Origin of the sequence: Amycolatopsis acidicola, assembly GCF_007713735.2 — a bacterium.
In the GTDB taxonomy this organism is placed as follows: domain Bacteria; phylum Actinomycetota; class Actinomycetes; order Mycobacteriales; family Pseudonocardiaceae; genus Amycolatopsis_E; species Amycolatopsis_E acidicola.
Genome location: NZ_VMNW02000012.1, coordinates 18,168 through 35,680 on the forward strand (window position 1 = coordinate 18,168; position 17,513 = coordinate 35,680).

13 protein-coding genes are annotated in these 17,513 nt (G+C 70.8%); 5 read left to right on the forward strand and 8 right to left on the reverse strand.

What is annotated here, in order from left to right; genetic code table 11:
* Window positions 1-13 precede the first annotated feature (13 nt).
* The 5 genes from FPZ12_RS10915 to FPZ12_RS10935 are packed head-to-tail and all read left to right on the forward strand — an operon-like array spanning window position 14 to window position 5,691.
* Complete coding sequence (locus FPZ12_RS10915; protein ID WP_243769785.1) at window positions 14-1,189, forward strand: DUF993 family protein; 1,176 nt, start codon at window positions 14-16, stop codon at window positions 1,187-1,189.
* Complete coding sequence (locus FPZ12_RS10920; protein WP_144747861.1) at window positions 1,186-2,520, forward strand: four-carbon acid sugar kinase family protein; 1,335 nt, start codon at window positions 1,186-1,188, stop codon at window positions 2,518-2,520. The genes FPZ12_RS10915 and FPZ12_RS10920 overlap by 4 nt, the downstream gene beginning before the upstream one ends.
* Window positions 2,517-3,503 carry a D-erythronate dehydrogenase gene (gene denD, locus FPZ12_RS10925; protein WP_144747862.1) on the forward strand — a complete coding sequence of 329 codons (987 nt, stop codon included), beginning with the start codon at window positions 2,517-2,519 and terminating at the stop codon, window positions 3,501-3,503. The genes FPZ12_RS10920 and denD overlap by 4 nt, the downstream gene beginning before the upstream one ends.
* Entirely contained in the window at window positions 3,503-4,813 is a 1,311-nt protein-coding gene (locus tag FPZ12_RS10930) for an MFS transporter (RefSeq protein WP_144747863.1), read from the forward strand. The genes denD and FPZ12_RS10930 overlap by 1 nt, the downstream gene beginning before the upstream one ends.
* Window positions 4,810-5,691 (forward strand): class II fructose-bisphosphate aldolase, encoded by an 882-nt coding sequence (locus FPZ12_RS10935; RefSeq protein WP_166462683.1) that lies wholly within the window; start codon window positions 4,810-4,812, stop codon window positions 5,689-5,691. The genes FPZ12_RS10930 and FPZ12_RS10935 overlap by 4 nt, the downstream gene beginning before the upstream one ends.
* On the opposite strand, the gene atzF is transcribed toward FPZ12_RS10935, so the two are convergent.
* From atzF to bioB, 8 genes are all read right to left on the reverse strand, one after another.
* A complete protein-coding gene (gene atzF / locus FPZ12_RS10940; protein WP_144747864.1) occupies window positions 5,645-7,339 on the reverse strand; it encodes an allophanate hydrolase in 1,695 nt (564 codons plus the stop codon). The genes FPZ12_RS10935 and atzF overlap by 47 nt on opposite strands.
* Window positions 7,336-10,917, reverse strand: a complete 3,582-nt coding sequence (gene uca, locus FPZ12_RS10945) for an urea carboxylase (protein WP_243769786.1) — start codon at window positions 10,915-10,917, stop codon at window positions 7,336-7,338. Before uca ends, atzF begins: the two co-directional genes overlap by 4 nt.
* Window positions 10,914-12,548, reverse strand: a complete 1,635-nt coding sequence (locus FPZ12_RS10950; protein WP_144747865.1) for a purine-cytosine permease family protein — start codon at window positions 12,546-12,548, stop codon at window positions 10,914-10,916. The genes uca and FPZ12_RS10950 overlap by 4 nt, the downstream gene beginning before the upstream one ends.
* Window positions 12,549-12,583: 35 nt before the next feature.
* The gene (locus FPZ12_RS10955) at window positions 12,584-13,309 is read right to left on the reverse strand and encodes a GntR family transcriptional regulator (RefSeq protein ID WP_144747866.1); all 726 of its coding nucleotides are present in this window, start codon (window positions 13,307-13,309) and stop codon (window positions 12,584-12,586) included.
* Between the two features lie 67 nt (window positions 13,310-13,376).
* Window positions 13,377-14,054 (reverse strand): dethiobiotin synthase, encoded by a 678-nt coding sequence (gene bioD, locus FPZ12_RS10960; protein WP_144747867.1) that lies wholly within the window; start codon window positions 14,052-14,054, stop codon window positions 13,377-13,379.
* Window positions 14,051-15,172 (reverse strand): 8-amino-7-oxononanoate synthase, encoded by a 1,122-nt coding sequence (locus FPZ12_RS10965; RefSeq protein ID WP_144747868.1) that lies wholly within the window; start codon window positions 15,170-15,172, stop codon window positions 14,051-14,053. The genes bioD and FPZ12_RS10965 overlap by 4 nt, the downstream gene beginning before the upstream one ends.
* Complete coding sequence (locus FPZ12_RS10970; protein ID WP_144747869.1) at window positions 15,169-16,428, reverse strand: adenosylmethionine--8-amino-7-oxononanoate transaminase; 1,260 nt, start codon at window positions 16,426-16,428, stop codon at window positions 15,169-15,171. The genes FPZ12_RS10965 and FPZ12_RS10970 overlap by 4 nt, the downstream gene beginning before the upstream one ends.
* A gap of 3 nt (window positions 16,429-16,431) precedes the next feature.
* Window positions 16,432-17,490, reverse strand: coding sequence for a biotin synthase BioB (gene bioB / locus FPZ12_RS10975; protein WP_144747870.1), 1,059 nt, complete (start codon window positions 17,488-17,490; stop codon window positions 16,432-16,434).
* Window positions 17,491-17,513: the final 23 nt, after the last annotated feature.

Sequence of the window (17,513 nt, forward strand, 5' to 3'; positions counted from 1 at the left end):
TCCAAGGAGAAGCGTGACCACCCTGACCTCGACCGGCCTCGTCCTGCCGGTGTCCGGCGGCGGAACGAAACGGCACGTGCTGCACGAGCCCGTCGACTACCCGCGCCATCCCGCCCCGTTCACCTCGCGCACGGTGCTCGCCGCCGCGCACGTCGTCGCCGACGCCCGCGCCGACTACCAGCCCGGCCACGCCCCGCCCGTCGACTGGGAAGCCACGATCGCGTTCCGCAAACACCTGTTCAGCTACGGCATCGGGATCGCCGAAGGCATGGACACCACCGAGCGCGGGCCCGGCGGTTTGCAGTGGCCGCAAGCGAAAGAGCTCATCCGGCTCGGCGTGGCCGCGGCCCGCGAGGCCGGTGCCGCGTGCGTCGCGGGTGCCGGGACCGACCAGTTGACCAGCGTGAACCCGTCGCTGGCCGAGATCGTCGAGGCCTACCTCGAACAGCTGGAATTCGTGCAGGCGCAGGGAAGCGCGGCCGTGATCCGCGCCAGCCACGCGCTCGTCGGAGCGGCGAAGACCGAGGACGACTACCTCTCGGTCTACCGCGATGTGCTGGCCAAGGCCGACAAGCCCGCGATCGTGCACTGGCTGGGCACCGGCTTCGACCCGACCCTCGCCGGATATTGGGGCCACACTGACGTCCGCGCTGCCATGGACGTCGTGGTGCGCATGGCGCAGGAGAACGCCGAGCACCTCGACGGCATCAAGTTCAGCCTCCTCGACGAGGAGCTGGAGAAGGAGTTCCGCCGCCGCCTGCCCGCCGGGGTCAAGGTGTTCACCGGCGACGACTACGGCTACACCGGCCTTCTGCTCGGCGACGGCGAGCACCACAGCCACGGCCTGCTCGGCGTGCTCGACCCGATCGCGCCCATCGCGTCGGCCGGGTTCGCCGCGCTCGACGCCGGGGACGAGGCGGGATTCGCCGAGACGATGAACCGGTCGATCCCGATGGCGGTCAAGATGTTCGAGCCGCCCGCGGACCGCTACAAGGTCGGCACGGTGTTCGTCGCGTGGCTGTCCGGGCACCAGGACCACTTCCGGATGGTCACCGGCCGCGAGGGAATGCGCTCCCTGCAACACCTTTCCGACCTGTTCGTGCTCACCGACGAACTCGGTCTCTTCCCGGACCCCGAGCTGGCCGCGCACCGGATGCGGCTGCTGCTCGCCGCGGGAGGCATCGAATGACCGCTGCTCTCGACGGCGCGCGGCGCGTGGTGTTCCTCGACGACGACCCCACCGGCACCCAGACCGTCCGCGACCTCCCGGTGCTCACGCGCTGGTCGGTCGAGGACATCCAGTGGGCGCTGCGGCAGGACACCGCGGGCTTCTTCGTGCTCACCAACACGCGCAGCCTCGCCCCGCGGGACGCGGCGGCGCGCGACCGCGAAGTCGTCGAAGCCTGCCTGGCCGCCGCGGGCCGTGAAGGGGCGCGGCTCGCGTTCGCCAGCCGGAGCGATTCCACGCTGCGCGGCCATTTCCCGCTCGAAACCGACGTGATCACCGAGGTCCTGGCCGAACACGGCAAGCGGGTCGACGCGATCGTGCTCAACCCCGCGTACACCGACGCCGGCCGCGTCACCATCGGCGGCACGCACTGGGTGCGCACGGGAGAAGACCTGGTTCCGGTGGCGGACACGGAGTTCGCGAAGGACGCGACGTTCGGCTTCACGTCCTCGCGGCTCGCCGACTGGGTCGAGGAAAAGAGCGGCGGCCGGATCCCGGCAAGCGAGGTGGCCGAGCTGACTGTCGACGACCTCCGCGCCGGCGATCTCGCGAAACTGTCCGGGGCTCGCGATGGCCAGGTGGTCGCCGTGGACACAGCCGAGGACGGTGACCTTCGTGTTGCCGTGCAAGGGATTCTCGAAGCCGAGGCCGCTGGAGTGTCCTTTGTGTACCGGGTCGGCCCGTCTTTCGTGCGGGCGAGGGTGGGGCAGGACGTGCAGCCGCCGATCGACGACGGCGCGCTCACGAGCCTGGTGCACGGCGGCGCGCACGGGCTGGTGGTCGTCGGCTCGCACGTCGGGCTGACCAGCAGGCAGCTCGCGAAACTCGCTGAGCGTCGCGAGTTCGTGAACGTCGAACTCGATGTACCGTCCCTTCTGGACAGTCCGGAAGGGCAGATCGAGCGTGCGGTGGCAGAAGCCGCCGACGCCCTCGAACACAGTCTCGTCGTGTTGAGCACCTCGAGGACGCTGGTCCGCGGCGCGGACGAAGCGGCGAGCCTGGACATCGCCCGCCGGGTCAGCTCCGCGCTCACCACCACGGCCGGGCGGATCGTGGCGGCCAGGCGCCCGGCGTATGTCGTCGCCAAGGGCGGGATCACCTCGTCCGACGTCGCCACCGAATCGCTCGGCATCGGCCGCGCGTGGGTCCGCGGCTCGCTCCTGCCCGGAATCGTGTCGCTGTGGGAGCCCGTTTCCGGCCTGGCACAAGGACTTCCCTACGTCGTGTTCGCGGGCAACGTCGGTACCGAGGATTCGCTCGCCGACGTCGTGGATCGATTGGAGAAAGCATGAGCACGCGCATCGTCATCACCGGAGGCGCGGGGTTCCTCGGCTCTCTGCTGGCCCGGCGGATCCTCGCCGAGCCGGTCGCGCTGGGCGGCAGCGAACCGGCACCGGTGGGCGAACTGCTGCTGCTCGACCTGGCCGAGCCGCACCCCGACCTCGCCGCCGATCCCCGGGTGCGCCCGGTCGTCGGGCCACTGGAGGAGGCACTGGGCGGGCTCGGGGACGTGGACGCGATCTTCCACCTCGCCGGGGTGGTCAGCGGTGCCGCGGAGGCCGATTTCGACCTCGGCATGCGCACCAACCTCGACGGCACCCGCGCCCTGCTGCAATACGCGCGGGGCCTGCGCACGCCACCGGTACTGGTGTTTTCCAGTTCGCTGGCCGTATTCGGCAACGACCCCGCGCTGCCGCCGCTGGGCGTGGTCGACGACAACACGCTGCCGCGGCCGCAGTCCAGCTACGGTATCCAGAAGTTCATCGGCGAACAGCTCGTCGCCGACTACACCCGCAAGGGTTTCGTGCGCGGCAGGTCCGTGCGCCTGATGACCGTGTCCGTGCGGCCGGGTAAACCGAACGCGGCGGCGTCGAGCTTTTTGTCCGGCATCATCCGGGAACCACTGTCCGGGCAGCGCGCGGTGTGCCCGGTCGCCCCGGAAACCCCGATCGCCCTCTCCTCGCCACGGTGCACTGTGGACGGTCTGCTCCGGGCCGCCGCCGTCGGTGACGCGGAATGGGGGAGCACCACCGCGATGAACCTGCCCGCCCTCACCACCAACCCACGCGAAATGGCCGAAGCGCTCGACCGCGTGACCGGAAGCACCACCAGCTCCCTGATCGACTGGACCGGAGACCCCGGGATCACCGCGATCGTGGGCAGCTGGCCCGCCGAATTCGACACTCCCCGCGCGCGCCGGCTCGGCCTGGAAGCCGAGAAGACGTTCGACGACATCATTCGCGCCTACCTCACCGACAACCCAGGAGAGCAGTGATGACCATCGACAACGACGCTGTTGTCCCCGCCGGAAAGACAGTCCGGACCGCGGCCGAAGTACGCCGCGTCGGCCTCGCCGGCGGGATCGGCACCCTCATCGAGTACTACGACTTCGCGCTCTACGGCTACGTTTCGACGATCATCGCGCCCTTGTTCTTCCCCAGCAAGGATCCCGTCGCCTCACTGCTGTCGGTCCTCGCCGTGTTCGCGCTGTCCTATGTGATCCGTCCGGTGGGCGGGATCTTCTTCGGCTGGGTCGGCGACCGCTTCGGCCGCCGCCGGGCCCTGATGGTCACCGTCATCGGGATCGGCCTGGCGAACACCGCCATCGGGGTGCTGCCCACCTTCGCCGTGGCGGGCGTGCTAGCCCCGGTCCTGCTGCTGATAGTCCGCCTGGCACAAGGGTTTTTCGCGGGCGGGGAGGTCGGCGGCGCCGCAACGGTGATCGCCGAAGCCGCGCCGCCGGGCAAGAAGGCCCGCTACGGCGCGTTCACCCCGATGGGCACCAACTTCGGGTTCGCCGTCGCCTCAGCCGCGGTCGGCATCGTTTCCGGGGTGCTCGCGACCGAACAGCTCAACTCGTGGGGCTGGCGCATCCCGTTCCTCGTCGGCCTCCCGCTGACCGTAGTGTGCTACCTGGCGCGGCGGATGCTGCCGGACATCGACCAGAACGTGAAGCTCGGCAAGCACGGGTTCCCGCTCGTCGCCGCGCTGAAGACCTACCCCGGGGCGCTGGTGAAGGCGACCGCGCTGGGCATCGGCGTGCAGGGCGCGGCGTACATCGGCTCGACGTTCATCAGCATCTATCTGGTCACCAACCTGCACTACGCGAAGTCGCCGGTGTACTGGATCACGGCGGGCGCGACCACCGTGGCGGTGGTGCTGATGCCGTTCACCGGGCGCCTCGCCGACCGGATCGGCGCGCTCAAGGTCGGCGCCATCGGGCTCGTCGGGTACGCGGTGATCACCTATCCCGCGTTCCTGCTGATGGACCTCGGCAACCTCGGGATCGCCGCGCTCGGCTACGTGCTCGTCATGGTGAACATGGCTTTCCTGCAGGTCGCCTCGTACACCGTCACCCCGCAGCTGTTCCCCGACGAAGTCCGCTACACCGGCACCGCGCTGGCCACGAACGTCTCCGTCGTGATCGCGGGCGGGACGGCCCCGTACATCGCGACCTGGCTGGTGAAATCGACCGGCGACCTGCGTTCCCCGTACTACTTCGTCGCCACGACCTGTGTCATCGGGCTGATCGCGATCGTCGCGATGTGGAAGCGGTTCACCCGTACCGCCCCGGCGCTCCCGTGAGGGCAGCGCTCGACGAGCTGGTGACCCGGCGGCTGCGGCAGGGCGCCGCAGTCCCGGGCTTCACCTGCTACGGCGCCGATACCGCCTTGGCGGTCGTCGCCGCGGCGGAACAGGTTGGGGCGCCGGTCATTCTCCTGGTGGCACCGAGCACGGCCGCCGCTGCCGGAGGCTCGCGACTGATCCGCGCGTTGCGCGGCATCGCAGACGACGCCGCCGTGGAGGTGTGCGTCCAGCTCGACCACGCCAAGGACGAGCCGGTCATTCGGGACGCCATCGCGGCGGGCGTGGACTCCGTTCTCGCCGACGGATCGCACCTGCCGTTCGCGGCCAACGCCGAGTTCGTGCGCCGGGTGGTCTCTTTCGCGGAAGGCGCGGGCGTGGTCGTCGAGGCGGAGCTCGGCAGTGTCCCGGGCGCGGAAGACCAAGCGGCGGAACAGGATGCCGACGCGGTGGGGAAAACGGACCCGGCCCTGGTGCGTCCGTTCCTCGATGCCGGCGGCGCGCGGTTGCTGGCCTGCGGCGTGGGGAACGTCCACGGCCGTTACCGGGGCACGCCGGAGATCGACTGGCCACGCCTGGAACGCATCCGCGTTGCCGCCGGGGCAGTCCCGCTGGTGTTGCACGGAGCGTCCGGGCTTCCCGTCGAGGACCTCGAGGCGGCTCCGGCCGTGGGGATCGGGAAGGTCAACGTCAACACCGAACTCAGGACCGAGATGCTCGCCGCGGCCGAGAAGAACCTCGGCCCCTGCCGCGCGGCAGGGGAGGACATGCTGACCTACACCGAAGCCCTCCGCCAAGCGGCGGTCCGCGTTGCCACCGAAGTTCTGGCTCTCACGTCCGCCGCTCCAGATAAGCGGTCCACGACCCGTACCGCGTGATGTCCGTGCCCTCGGCGGCGGCGACCGGGTCGCAGTGGAACCCGGTCACCTGGCTGCCGTCGTCGAGGCGGATGGGGCCCAGTGACAGGGGCGCGGGCAGCCGGGCGAGGAAGGTGCCGAGTGCCGCCGGGGAAAGCGTCCAGCGTTCTCCGGTGAGCGACGCGCCGTGCGTGGTGTCGCGCACGATGCCGGGTTTCGGCGGTTCTGTCGGGAGGGCGGCCATCCGGTACTCGGGTGCCGTGCGCACGGTGCCGGCGTACCGGGCGCCGAGGTCGGTGAGCTGGTGGTTGAGCGGCCGGCCGCGGAGGTGGGCGCCGAACACGGCGAGGTCGGTGCCGCCGTCAGGGTAGACGTCCACAATGGACTCCCCGGTGAGCGCCGCGGCGAGGTCCAGCGCGGTCTGGTCGTCGAACGCGCGCGTGATGATGCTGACGCCGAACGGACTTCCGTCGGCGGCGCCGGCAGGGACAGCGACGGCGGCGAGGTCGAGCAGGTTGACGAAGTTGGTGTAGACGCCGAGCCGTGAGTTGACCTCCACGGGATCGGCGGCGACCTCGGCGAGGGTGGGATGTCTCGTGGTGGTCGGCATGAGCAGGGCGTCGAACGGGCTGAGCAGCGCGGTGGCCGTCGCGCGGTGCCGGGCGAGCCGGTCCAGGTCGGTGGCCAGCGCGTGCGCGGGCAGCCGCCCGGCGGAGCGGATGATGTCCGCGACGACGGGGTCGGCGTCGGCCGGGCCGCTTTCGAGGAACGCACCGACGGCGGCATGGCGTTCGGCGACGAGGGCGCCCTCGTAGAGCAGGCCCGCGGCCTCCAGCAGCGGGGCGGTGTCGACCGGGGTGATCTCGGCGCCGGTGCCGCGCAGCCGTTCGATGGTGGTGGCAAAGGCTTTCCGGGCCTCGGGCGTGAGGTGGACGAGCCCGGCCGCATCCGGGACGGCGACGCGGGCCGGGTTCGCCGCGGCGTAGCGCGTGGTGGCGGGCCAGGTGCGGCTGCCGGGATCGGCGGGGTCGGGGCCGGTCATGACGCGCAGCGCGCGTTGCGCGGTGGCCAGCGACCGGCCGAACACGGTGACGCAGTCATACGAGCGCGCGGCCGGGACGACGCCGGTGGTGGGGATGAGGCCGAGCGTCGGCTTGAGCCCGAAGATTCCGTGCAGGGCGGCGGGAACACGGCCGGAGCCCGCGGTGTCGGTGCCGAGGGCGAAATCGGCGATGCCGAGCGCCACGGCGACGGCGGAGCCCGAGCTGGAGCCTCCGGAGATCTTGTCCGGCTGGAAGGCGTGGCGGACCGCGCCGTACGGGCTGCGGGTGCCGACCAGCCCGGTCGCGAACTGGTCGAGGTTGGTCTTGCCCAGGCAGAGCGCGCCGGCGTCGAGGAGCCGTGCGACGGCCGTGGCGTTCCGCTCCGGCGAATAGGCGTAGGAGGGGCAGCCCGCGGTGGTCGGCAGCCCGGCGACGTCGATGTTGTCCTTGACCGCGAACACGGTGCCCGCCAGCGGCAGGTGTTCTCCGGTCGCGGTGCGTTCGTCGACGAGTTTGGCCTCCAGTAACAGGTCCTGCTCGTCGCGGAGGGTGATCCACGCTTCGGGGCGGCCGGTTTCGCGCAGGAGCCGGAACGCTTCGCGAACCCGGTCGGTGGTGCCGGTCATGCTGCTTTCCGTTCGGTGAGGACGGCGATGCCGTGGCCGGCGTCGAGGTGCTGGCCGGGGGTGACGAGGAGTTCGGCGATGGTGCCATCGGCCGGGGCGCGGACGCTGACCTCGAGCTTCATCGCTTCCAGCCGGGCGATCGGCTGCCCGGCGGTGACCACGTCGCCGGGCCGGACGTCCACGGCCCACACCGTCGCCGACAACGGCGCCTCGACGAGGCTCGTGCCCGGAGCGGTGGTGAACAAGGCGGTGGTCGCGGCGGGCGCGGGCTCGGGGCGGTCGTCGAACTCCCCGGCCGCCTGCCACGCATCGCGCTCCGCGCGGAATGCGGTGTGCTGCCGTTCGCGGAAGGCCGCGATCTCCGGGGCGTGGGCGGCGAGCGCGCGTTCGTGGTCGGCGAGCACGAACTCGCCGCCGGTGATGTCCAGTTCGTGCCTGCCCGCGAGCAGATCGGCCCGCAGGTCGAGCAGTTCGGCGGGTTCGACGGGGTAGAAGCCGATCCGGTCGAAGAACCGCAGCAGCCACGGGATTCCCGGTTCGAAGGGCCCGTACTGGCGGAGCCCCGACCAGATCGGCACGGTGCGCCCGATCAGCTGGTAGCCGCCGGGGCTTTCCATGCCGTAGACGCAGAGGTTCGCGCCGCCGATGCCGACACCGGCCTCGGGCGTCCAGGTGCGGGCCGGGTTGTACTTGGTGGTGACCAGCCGGTGACGCGGGTCCAGCGGAGTCGCGGCGGGCGCGCCGAGGTACACGTCGCCGAGACCGAGCACGAGGTATTCGGCGTCGAACACGATGTCGCGCACTTCGCCGGTGGTGGCGAGGCCGTTGATCCGGCGGATGAACTCGATGTTGTCGGGATTCCATGGCGCGTCGTCGCGGACGCCGGCCTCGTAGCGGCCGATGGCCTCGTGGATGCTCGGATCGTCGAACGACATCGGCAGCCGCACGCTCCGGCTGGGCACCCGCAAAGCGTTGGTGGGCGGGAGGTTCTCCTCCAGTTCGGTGAGAAGTCCGAGCAGCGTGCGCAGGGGCAGGACGGCGGGGTCCGTGTGCAGGTGCAGCGAGCGGACCCCGGGCGTGGTGTCCACGATCCCGGGCGGCGCGTGCTCGGCGAGCGCGTCCATCAGGGCGTGCACGCGCAGCCGGAGCCCGAGGTCGAGGGTCATCGGGCCGTACTCGACCAGCAGGTTGTCGTGCCCGCCGCGCCGGTACGTGACCGGCGGGGCGCCGTCGAGCCGGGCGAGGACGCCGTCGTCGCCGTCGCTGCCGGTGGTGATCAGCGTCGGTCCGGGGCGGGAGTGCAGCGCCGCGGCGGCGTGCTCGGGCACGGGGACGAACCGCACGGTGTCCCCGGGGCGCAGCTGCCCGAGTTTCCAGCGCGAGCCGGACACGACGGTCACCGGGCAGATGAACCCGCCCAGACTGGGCCCGTCGGGGCCGAGCAACACGGGCGTGTCACCGGAAACGTTGACCGCGCCGACCGAATACGCGGTGTCGTGCACATTGGACGGATGCAGTCCCGCTTCGCCACCGTCGGAGCGGGCCCAGAGCTGTTTCGGCCCGGCGAGCCGGACGCCGTTGCGGGCGGACTGGGGATGCACGGTCCAGTCGGTGCCGTAGAAGCGGTCCAGCCCATCACGGGTGAGGAACTCCGGCGCCGCGTGCGGTCCTTCGGAAACCTCGATCCGCCAGTGCGTTTCCAGGTGTGCGCGTTCGGCCACGGGGACCGGCCGGGGCGCGGGGGCGTCGGCGGGAACGGGCGCCGGGTACAGGGTGTCGCCGGTGCGTAGCGCTCGCCCGCCGTGTCCGCCGAACTCACCGGCGGTGAACGTCGCCGCGCTGCCGAGGTACTCCGGGACGTCGAGCCCGCCACGGACGAGCAGGTAGCTGCGCATCCCGGGCCCGGCGGCCACACCGATGTCCACAGTGGACCCCGAGTCGACCGTGATCGGTTCCCAGTGCGAGACCGGACGCCCGTCCACTGAGACCTCGGCGGGCGCGCCGGTGACGCAGATCGTTGCCGGGGAACGGAAAAACAGCCGCGGGCCTTCGAAGGTGCACTCCAGCCCCGGCGCTCCTTCGGGATTGCCGAGCGCCTGGTTGCCCGCGCGGAAGGACAGGTCGTCCATCGGCCCGGACGGCGGCACGCCCACCTGCCAGTAACCGGTGCGGCCCGGCCAATCCTGCACCGTGGTCGACGTTCCCGCGCGGAGCACGTCGATACGTGCGTCCGTGCCGGTCACGGTGGCGCACGTGCCGGTGTCGTGCGTGACGGCGCGGACACGATCGTCCGCGCAGAGTGCGCGCAGGAGCGCGAGATTCGTGTGCAGGCCGTCGATCCGGGTCCGGCCGAGCGCTTCGCCCAGCAGGCCGAACGCGGCGGCGCGGTCCGGCGCCTGGGTGATGATCTTCGCCAGCAGCGGGTCGTAGGCGGTGCCGACCCGCTGGCCGGTTTCGATCCAGGTGTCCACCCGCGGTCCCGGCGGGAACTCCACCCGGGTCAGCAATCCGCTGCTGGGGCGGAAATCCCGGGCCGGGTCTTCGGCGTAGACCCTGGCCTGCACGGCGTGCCCGCGGATCGGGGGACCGTCCGGCCCGAAGCCGGAGAGCACGTCTTCCCCGCGCGCCAGCCGGAACTGCCAGGCCACCAGGTCGATCCCGGTCACCGCTTCGGTCACCGGGTGCTCGACCTGCAGCCGGGTGTTGACCTCCAGGAACGCGACCTCCTGCCGCACCACGTCGTAGACGAACTCGACAGTGCCCGCGCCCCGGTAGGACACGGACACGCACAACGCACGCGCGCTCTCGTGCATCCGCGCGCGCAGGTCCGCCGGAAGATCAGGGGCGGGCGCCTCTTCGACGACTTTCTGGTTGCGGCGCTGCAAAGTGCAGTCCCGGTCGCCGAGGCCGAGCACTGTGCCCTTGCCGTCGCCGAAGACCTGGACCTCGACGTGGCGTGCGCGCGTGACGTAGCGCTCGACGAACACCCCGGCGTCGCCGAAATGCGTTTCGGCCATCCGGCGCACCTGCCCGAACGCTTCGCGCAGCGCGGATTCGTCGCTACACGGGCGCAGCCCGATCCCGCCGCCCCCGGAAGTGGCCTTGAGGATCACCGGGTAGCCGATCCGGTCCGCCTCGGCGGCGGCCGCGTCGGCCGTGGTCAGCAGACCGCTCCCGGGCAGCAGCGGCACGCCGGCGGCCGCCGCGGCGGAACGCGCGGTGTGCTTGTCCCCGAACAGGTCCAGCTGCCGCGGCGTGGGCCCGACGAACACGTACCCCGCTTCGTCCACGGCCTTGGCGAAGGCGGTGTTCTCCGACAGGAACCCGTACCCGGGATGCACGGCCTGCGCGCCGGTCGCCCGCATCGCGCCGAGGATTCCGGCAACATCGAGGTAGGTCTCGGCGCCGTTCAGGTGCACGGCGTCATCGGCGAGGCGGGTGTGCGGGCTGCCCGCGTCTTCGTCGGAGTAGACCGCGACAGTGCGCAGCCCGAGCTCTCGCGCGGTGCGGAGGAGCCGGCAGGCGATTTCGCCGCGGTTGGCGATCAGCACGGTGTCGAACACGGCGCTCCCGTTCACCGGGCCTGCGCGGGCAGGACGTGCCGGCCGTCGCGGTCGGTGCTCAGGCACAGGGAGCAGATCGTCCCGCCCGCCGCGCTCGCCGTCATGTCGGGCCGCTCGTAGGGCTCGCCGCACACCACGCAGTCGTACCGCGTGCCGCTCGGGTTGCCTTCCTCGTCCAGCAACGGTTCCGTGATGCCGTCGCCGGTGCGGCGCAGGTAGAACCGGCCCCGCGTGACGATCGCCATCAGCGGCGTCAGCACCACGGCGACCACCACGGCCACCAGCGGCGAGTACGGCTGGAGCGCGTCCCCGAACAGTCCGAAGTAGACGGAGATGGACAGGATCGAGGAGGCCAGGAAGGACACCACGCCCACCGGGTTCACCGCGTGCAGCATGCCCCGGCGGAACTCCGGCTGCTTCGGGGACAGCTTCAGCACGAACTTGTTGATGACGATGTCGGTGGCCACCGTGACGACCCAGGCCATCGCGCAGTTGGAGTAGAAGCTCAGCACGTTGTTGAGGAAGCTGAACATGTCGGCTTCCATCAGCACCAGCGAGATCGTCAGGTTCACCAGCACGAAGACCAGCCGTCCCGGGTAACGCTTCGTGACCCGGGTGAAGGAGTTGGTCCAGGCGAGCGAACCGGAGTAGGCGTTGGTGACGTTGATCTTGACCTGGCTGAGCACGACCAGCACCAGCGCGAGCGGCACCACCAGCCACGGCGGCATGATCTCCTTGAACACCCCGGTGAACTGCTCGATCGGCTCGACAGCCGCGGCCGAGCCGACGGCGTCGAGGATGTAGACGGCCATGAACACGCCGATCGCCTGCTTGACCGCGCCGAAGATCACCCAGCCCGGGCCCGCCAGCACCACCGCGGTCCACCACGCGCGCCGGTTGTCCGTGGTGCGGGGCGGCATGAAGCGCAGGTAGTCGATCTGCTCCCCGATCTGCCCCATCAGCGAAAGGCAGACACCCGCGCCCAGCATCACCGCGGCGGTGCTCACCCCGGATCCCCCGGTGCCCTCGTAGGAAAGCCAGCGGTGGACCGAGTCCGGGTCCTTGACGATCAGGAACACCAGCGGCGCCACCATCAGCAGCAGCCACAACGGGTTCGTCCAGCTCTGCAGTTTCGCCAGCGCCTTCATCCCGTACACCACGAGCGGGATGATGACCAAAGTGGACACCAGATACCCCAGCCACAGCGGCAGGTTCAGCGCGTACCGCAGGCCCTGGGCCATGATCGAGCCCTCGGTGGCGAAGAAGATGAACGTGAAGCTGGCGAAGATCACGCTGGTGATGACCGAGCCGTAGTACCCGAACCCGGAGCCGCGCGTGATCAGGTCGAGGTCGAGGTTGTAGCGGGCGCCGTAGTAGGCCAGCGGGAAGCCGGTGAGGAAGATGACCGCCGCCGCGACCGCGATCGCCAGCAGCGCGTTCGCGGTGCCGTGCGAAAGCCCGATCCCGGCGCCGATGGAGAAGTCGGCCATGTAGGCGATCCCGCCCAGCGCCGACGCGCCGACGACGGCGGGCGTCCAGCGCCGGTAGGTGCGCGGCGCGAACCGCAGCGTGTAGTCCTCGAGGGTTTCCTTCGACGCGCCGGGCGCGGCAGTCCGCGTCCGTTCCGCGACATGGTCCGTCGTCATGGGGCGTGCGCTCCTCAGGTGGGGGGAAGGGAAGGTCAGAACGCGCCGGAATGCAGGGACATCGCCGACCACGCGCGCTGCGCGCGTTCCAGCACGACGGCCATCGACTCGCCGACGTGCTCGTGCAGGGCCCGCAGCGCGGGTTCCAGTTCGCCGTCGAGCACGAGCTCCGCGATCTGGATGTGTTCGGTGATGGTCGAGCTGATCCGGTCGGCGGTCAGGAAGTCGTACATCCGCACGCGCCGGATGCGCTGGTTGACCCCGACGAGGGTTTCGGTGAGCGCGGGATTGCCCGAGGAGCGGGACAGCGCGGCGTGGAACTGTTCGTCGAGCACCACGAACTGCGGGTCCGGTTCCGGCGGGGCCTGGCGCATCCGGTACCAGTGCTCCAGTTCCGCGGACAGGATTTCCGCGTCGTGCCGGAGTCCGGGATCCTCGATGGCGCGGGCGATTCCGCGCAGTTCGAGCGTGACGCGCAGTTCGTAGAGGTCGCGCAGCTCGCGGAGATTCGGGACGGTGACGAAGAAACCGTGGTCACGCCGTTCGATGAGCCCGTCCGAGAGCAGGCGGGCGAGCGCTTCCCGGACCGGCGTGCGGGAAGCACCGAACCGCTCCGCCAGCGCGACCTCACCCAGCCGCTGTCTCGGCGAGAACCGGCCGTTCATGACCTCCTCGCGCAGCAGCCGGTACACCCGCTCGCGCTGCGGGATCCCGCGGTCCGCCGGTGGTGGATCCACGTGTGTATACAGCGGTGTGTCCATGGCGGAGACGCTAGGAATCTCGTGTTTCCCTGAACCGCCTTGCCGGTAACGCGGATGTTTCCGTGGGTTACCGAACCTCGTGCCGCGCGGTAACACGGGCACCGTCGAACCAGGCTTCGGTTCGCGCGCGGAACTGTTCTGGCGCAAGAAGACCCGCGCCTTCGGGGATGGCGGCCGCCACGGGCACCCCGGTCACGCGGGGGAGTTCGGTGAGGTTGCGTTCCTCCGCCAAGTCCAGTGATCCGGGCACGCAGCCGAGTACCAGCCCCACCGGTTCCAGGCCACGAGCCCGGAGCGCGTTCACCGTCAGCTCCGTGTGGTTCAGCGTGCCGAGACCGACCCGGGTCACGATGTATACCTGCACCGGCGCGAGTTCGGCGGCGAGATCGAGGAGGGTCCCGCCGTCCGTGTCGAGGCGGGTCAGCAGGCCGCCCGCACCCTCGACGAGCACGGTGCGGTGCGTCGCGAGTTCACGGATACGTTCCGCGTACTCGCGGATCGGCGGGATGTCGACGCCGCGCAGCCGGGCGGCGGTGTCGGGCGCGAGCGGGTCTTCGAGCCGCGTGAACTCGGCGACCTCGCACCCCGCCAAGCGCCGCACGACGGCGATGTCGGGCTCGTCGGGGCCGACACCGGTTTGCGCGGGTTTGACGACGATTGTTCCCGCCCCGCACCGGATCGCGAGCGCCGCGGTGGTCACGGTCTTGCCGACACCGGTGTCCGTGCCGGTCACGATGATGATCACGACACTTTCCCGACGACCGTCTCCAGCACGTCCACGCCCCGCGCCCAGCGTTCCTCGTCGAGCCCGGCGTGCAGCGTGATCCGGAGCCGGGAAACCTTGTCCGGCACCGAAGGCGGCCGGAAGCAGCCGACCCGGACGCCGTCCGCCAGCGCCATCGCCTGCGCTTCGACGGCGACCCGCGCCGAGGGCATCGGCACCGAGAGCACGGCCCCCGCCGACCGCGCCACGCCCAGCCGGCCGGCCAGTTCCCGCCCGCGCTGGTGGATCTGCGCGGGGAGTTCCGGGCGCAGCAGCCGAAGCGCGGCCAGCGCACCCGCCGTGGGAGCGGGCGCCAGCCCGGTGTCGAAGATGAACGGCCGGGCGTGGTTGACGAGGTGATCGACGAGCGCGGCCGAGCCGAGCACCGCACCTCCCATCGCCCCCAGGGCTTTCGACAGCGTCGCCGTCATCACGACGTTCGGATGACGGGCGAGGCCGCAGGCGTGCACCAGCCCTCGTCCTTCGCCGACCACACCGAGTCCGTGTGCTTCGTCGACGACGAGGAGCGCGTCGTGTTCCTCGCACGCCTCCGCGAGGTCCGTGAGCGGGGCGGCGTCGCCGAGTACCGAGAAGATCGACTCGGTCAGCACGATCGTCCGCCTGCCCCCGGCCTTGGCCAGGGCCGCGCGGACGGCGGCCACGTCGTTGTGGGGAACCACCTCGATCGCCGCGCGCGACAGTCGTGCGGCGTCGATCAGCGAGGCGTGGACGTGCGCGTCGGAGATGATCAGCGAATGCTTGTCGGCCAGCACAGTTACGGCGGAAAGGTTGGCGTGGTAACCGGTCGAGAAGGTCAGCGCCGCCTCGCGCCCGGTGAACTCGGCGAGTTCGCGCTCCAGATCGGCGTGCAGCGTGGTGGTTCCGGTCACCAGCCGCGACGCGCCCGCCCCGGCGCCCCAGGCGAGTGCGGCTTCGGCCGCCGCCTGCCGCACCGCCGGATGGCCACTCAGCCCCAGATAGTCGTTGTTGGCGAGATCAAGGACGTCCTCGCCGAGCCCGCGCGGACGCAGCGCGCGGTGCAGGCCGGCGTTCTCGCGCGCGGTCCGTTGTTCCGCGAACCACGGGTCCCAGCCGCTCATCCGGCCTCCGCCGCGGCCGCGATCCCCGCGCAGATCGTGGCGATGTCCTCGTCGGTGCACACATACGGCGGCATCGTGTAGATCAGGTCGCGGAAGGGGCGCAGCCACACGCCGTGGGCCAGCGCCGCCTCGGTCGCCTTGACCAGGTCGATCTCGTGGTCGAGTTGCACCACCCCGACAGCGCCGAGCACGCGGACGTCTACGGCGTCGATCTGGTGCAGCGCTTGCAAACCCGTGTTGATCCGCCGCACGCCGTCCGCCCACGCGCCGGTGGCGAGCAGGTCGAGGTTCGCCGAAGCGACGGCGCACGCGAGCGGGTTGCCCATGAACGTCGGGCCGTGCATGAGCACCCCGGAATCGCTGGCGGACACGCCGTGCGCGATCTCCGCGGTGCACAACGTGGCAGCCAGTGAGAGATAACCGCCGGTGAGCGCCTTGCCGACGCACATCACGTCCGGGGTCACGTTCGCGGCCTCGGCGGCGAACAGCGTGCCGGTGCGGCCGAACCCGGTCGCGATCTCGTCGAAGATCAGCACCAGCCCGTGCTCGTCGGCGATCTCGCGGAAAACCTGCAGGCATTCGGCGGGGTACGGGTGCATCCCGCCGGCGTTCTGCAGCAGCGGTTCCACGATCAGCCCGGCCAGCCTGTCCGCGTGCCGCGCCGCGAGCGCGCGGAACTCCGCGGCCCAGGCGTCGACATCGCCGCCGAGCCCTGGCGGTCGCTCACCGAATACGTGCTGGGGCAGCACGCCGGACCACATCGTGTGCATGCCGCCTTCGGGGTCGCACACACTCATGCAGTGGAAGGTGTCGCCGTGGTAGCCGCCGCGCGGGGTGAGGAACCGGGTCCGCTCCGCCCGGCCCGTCCCGCGCTGGTACTGCAGCGCCATCTTCATCGCGACCTCGACGCTGACCGACCCGGAGTCGGCGAGGAACACCCGGTCGAGCCCGGCGGGGGTGAGCTCGATCAGGCGCCGCGCCAGCCCGATCGCGGGCTCGTGGGTCAGGCCGCCGAACATCACGTGCGACAGCTGCTCCAGCTGGCCGCGGACCGCCGCGTCGAGCGCCGGATGCCGGTAGCCGTGGATCGCCGACCACCACGACGCGACGCCGTCGACCACCTCGCCGACGCCGTCGACGGTGATCCGGCTGCCCGAAGCGCCGGTGACCAGCCGCGTCGGGGCCGGGTCGGTCATCGAGGTGTACGGATGCCACAGGTGGTCGCGGTCGAACGCGAGCAGGGATTCCCGGGTCATCGGTCAGGCGTTGGGGAGGAGATCGGTGCCCGCCCCGCGACGCCGGATCGCGGGATCGGCGGCCCGTTGAGCGCGGTCCTCTTCGGACCCCAGCACGACGAAACCGTTGTCGCGGATCATCTCCAGGTCCGCCTTGGCCTCCTGGCCCTGCGAGGTGAGGTAGTCGCCGAGGAAGATCGAATTGGCCACGTGCAGCGCGATCGACTGCAGCGAGCGCAGGTGCATCTCGCGGCCACCGGCGATCCGGATCTCCCTGTCCGGGCACACGAACCGCGCCATGGCGAGGATTTTCACGCAGCGCGCCGGCGTGAGCTCCCAGGATCCGGCCAGCGGCGTGCCGTCGAAGGGCATCAGGAAGTTGACCGGGATCGAGTCGCTGCCCAGTTCCTTGAGCGCGAACAACGCCTCGACGAGCTGCTCGTCGGTTTCGCCCAGCCCCGCGATCAGCCCCGAACAAGGGGAAAGGCCCGCGCCCTTCGCCTTCTCCACCGTGTTCACGCGGTCGGCGTAGGTGTGGGTCTGCACGATGTTCTCGTGGTGGCTCTCGGCCGTGTTGATGTTGTGGTTGTAGGCGTCGACCCCGGCGTCCTTGAGGCGTTCGGCCTGGCCCTCCTTGAGCAGGCCGAGGCAGGCACAGATCTCCGCGTCGGGGTAGTCCTGTTTGAGCGCCGTGGCCATCTCGGCGACCTTGTCGATGTCCCTTGTGGACGGTCCGCGGCCGGAGGCGACCAGGCACACCCGGCTGGCCCCGCCCGACAACCCGGCGCCGGCCTGCTTGAGGGTTTCGTCCTTGGACAGCCAGGAGTACTTGAGGATCGCGGCGTCCGAGCCGAGCGCCTGCGAGCAGTAGTGGCAGTTTTCCTGGCAGAGACCCGATTTCAGGTTCACCAGGTAGTTCACCTTCACCGTGTTGCCGAAGTGCGCGCGGCGCAGCCGGCCGGCGGCGGCCACCACGGACATCAGCTCGGCGTCGTCGGCGCGCAGCACTTTGAGGGCGTCCTCGGGCGAGGCCGGGCGGCCGTCGAGGATCGCGTCGGCGAGGTGGTCGAAGGTGGCGCTCATCGCGTCTCCCTGTGGTCGTGCAC

Coding starts and splice junctions, on each gene's coding strand:
- FPZ12_RS10920 (WP_144747861.1), top strand. CDS start 1,186: ATGACCGCTGCTCTCGACGGCGCGCGGCGCGTGGTGTTCCTCGACGAC.
- denD (WP_144747862.1), top strand. CDS start 2,517: ATGAGCACGCGCATCGTCATCACCGGAGGCGCGGGGTTCCTCGGCTCT.
- FPZ12_RS10930 (WP_144747863.1), top strand. CDS start 3,503: ATGACCATCGACAACGACGCTGTTGTCCCCGCCGGAAAGACAGTCCGG.
- atzF (WP_144747864.1), bottom strand. CDS start 7,339: ATGACCGGCACCACCGACCGGGTTCGCGAAGCGTTCCGGCTCCTGCGC.
- FPZ12_RS10950 (WP_144747865.1), bottom strand. CDS start 12,548: ATGACGACGGACCATGTCGCGGAACGGACGCGGACTGCCGCGCCCGGC.
- FPZ12_RS10955 (WP_144747866.1), bottom strand. CDS start 13,309: ATGGACACACCGCTGTATACACACGTGGATCCACCACCGGCGGACCGC.
- FPZ12_RS10965 (WP_144747868.1), bottom strand. CDS start 15,172: ATGAGCGGCTGGGACCCGTGGTTCGCGGAACAACGGACCGCGCGCGAG.
- FPZ12_RS10970 (WP_144747869.1), bottom strand. CDS start 16,428: ATGACCCGGGAATCCCTGCTCGCGTTCGACCGCGACCACCTGTGGCAT.
- bioB (WP_144747870.1), bottom strand. CDS start 17,490: ATGAGCGCCACCTTCGACCACCTCGCCGACGCGATCCTCGACGGCCGC.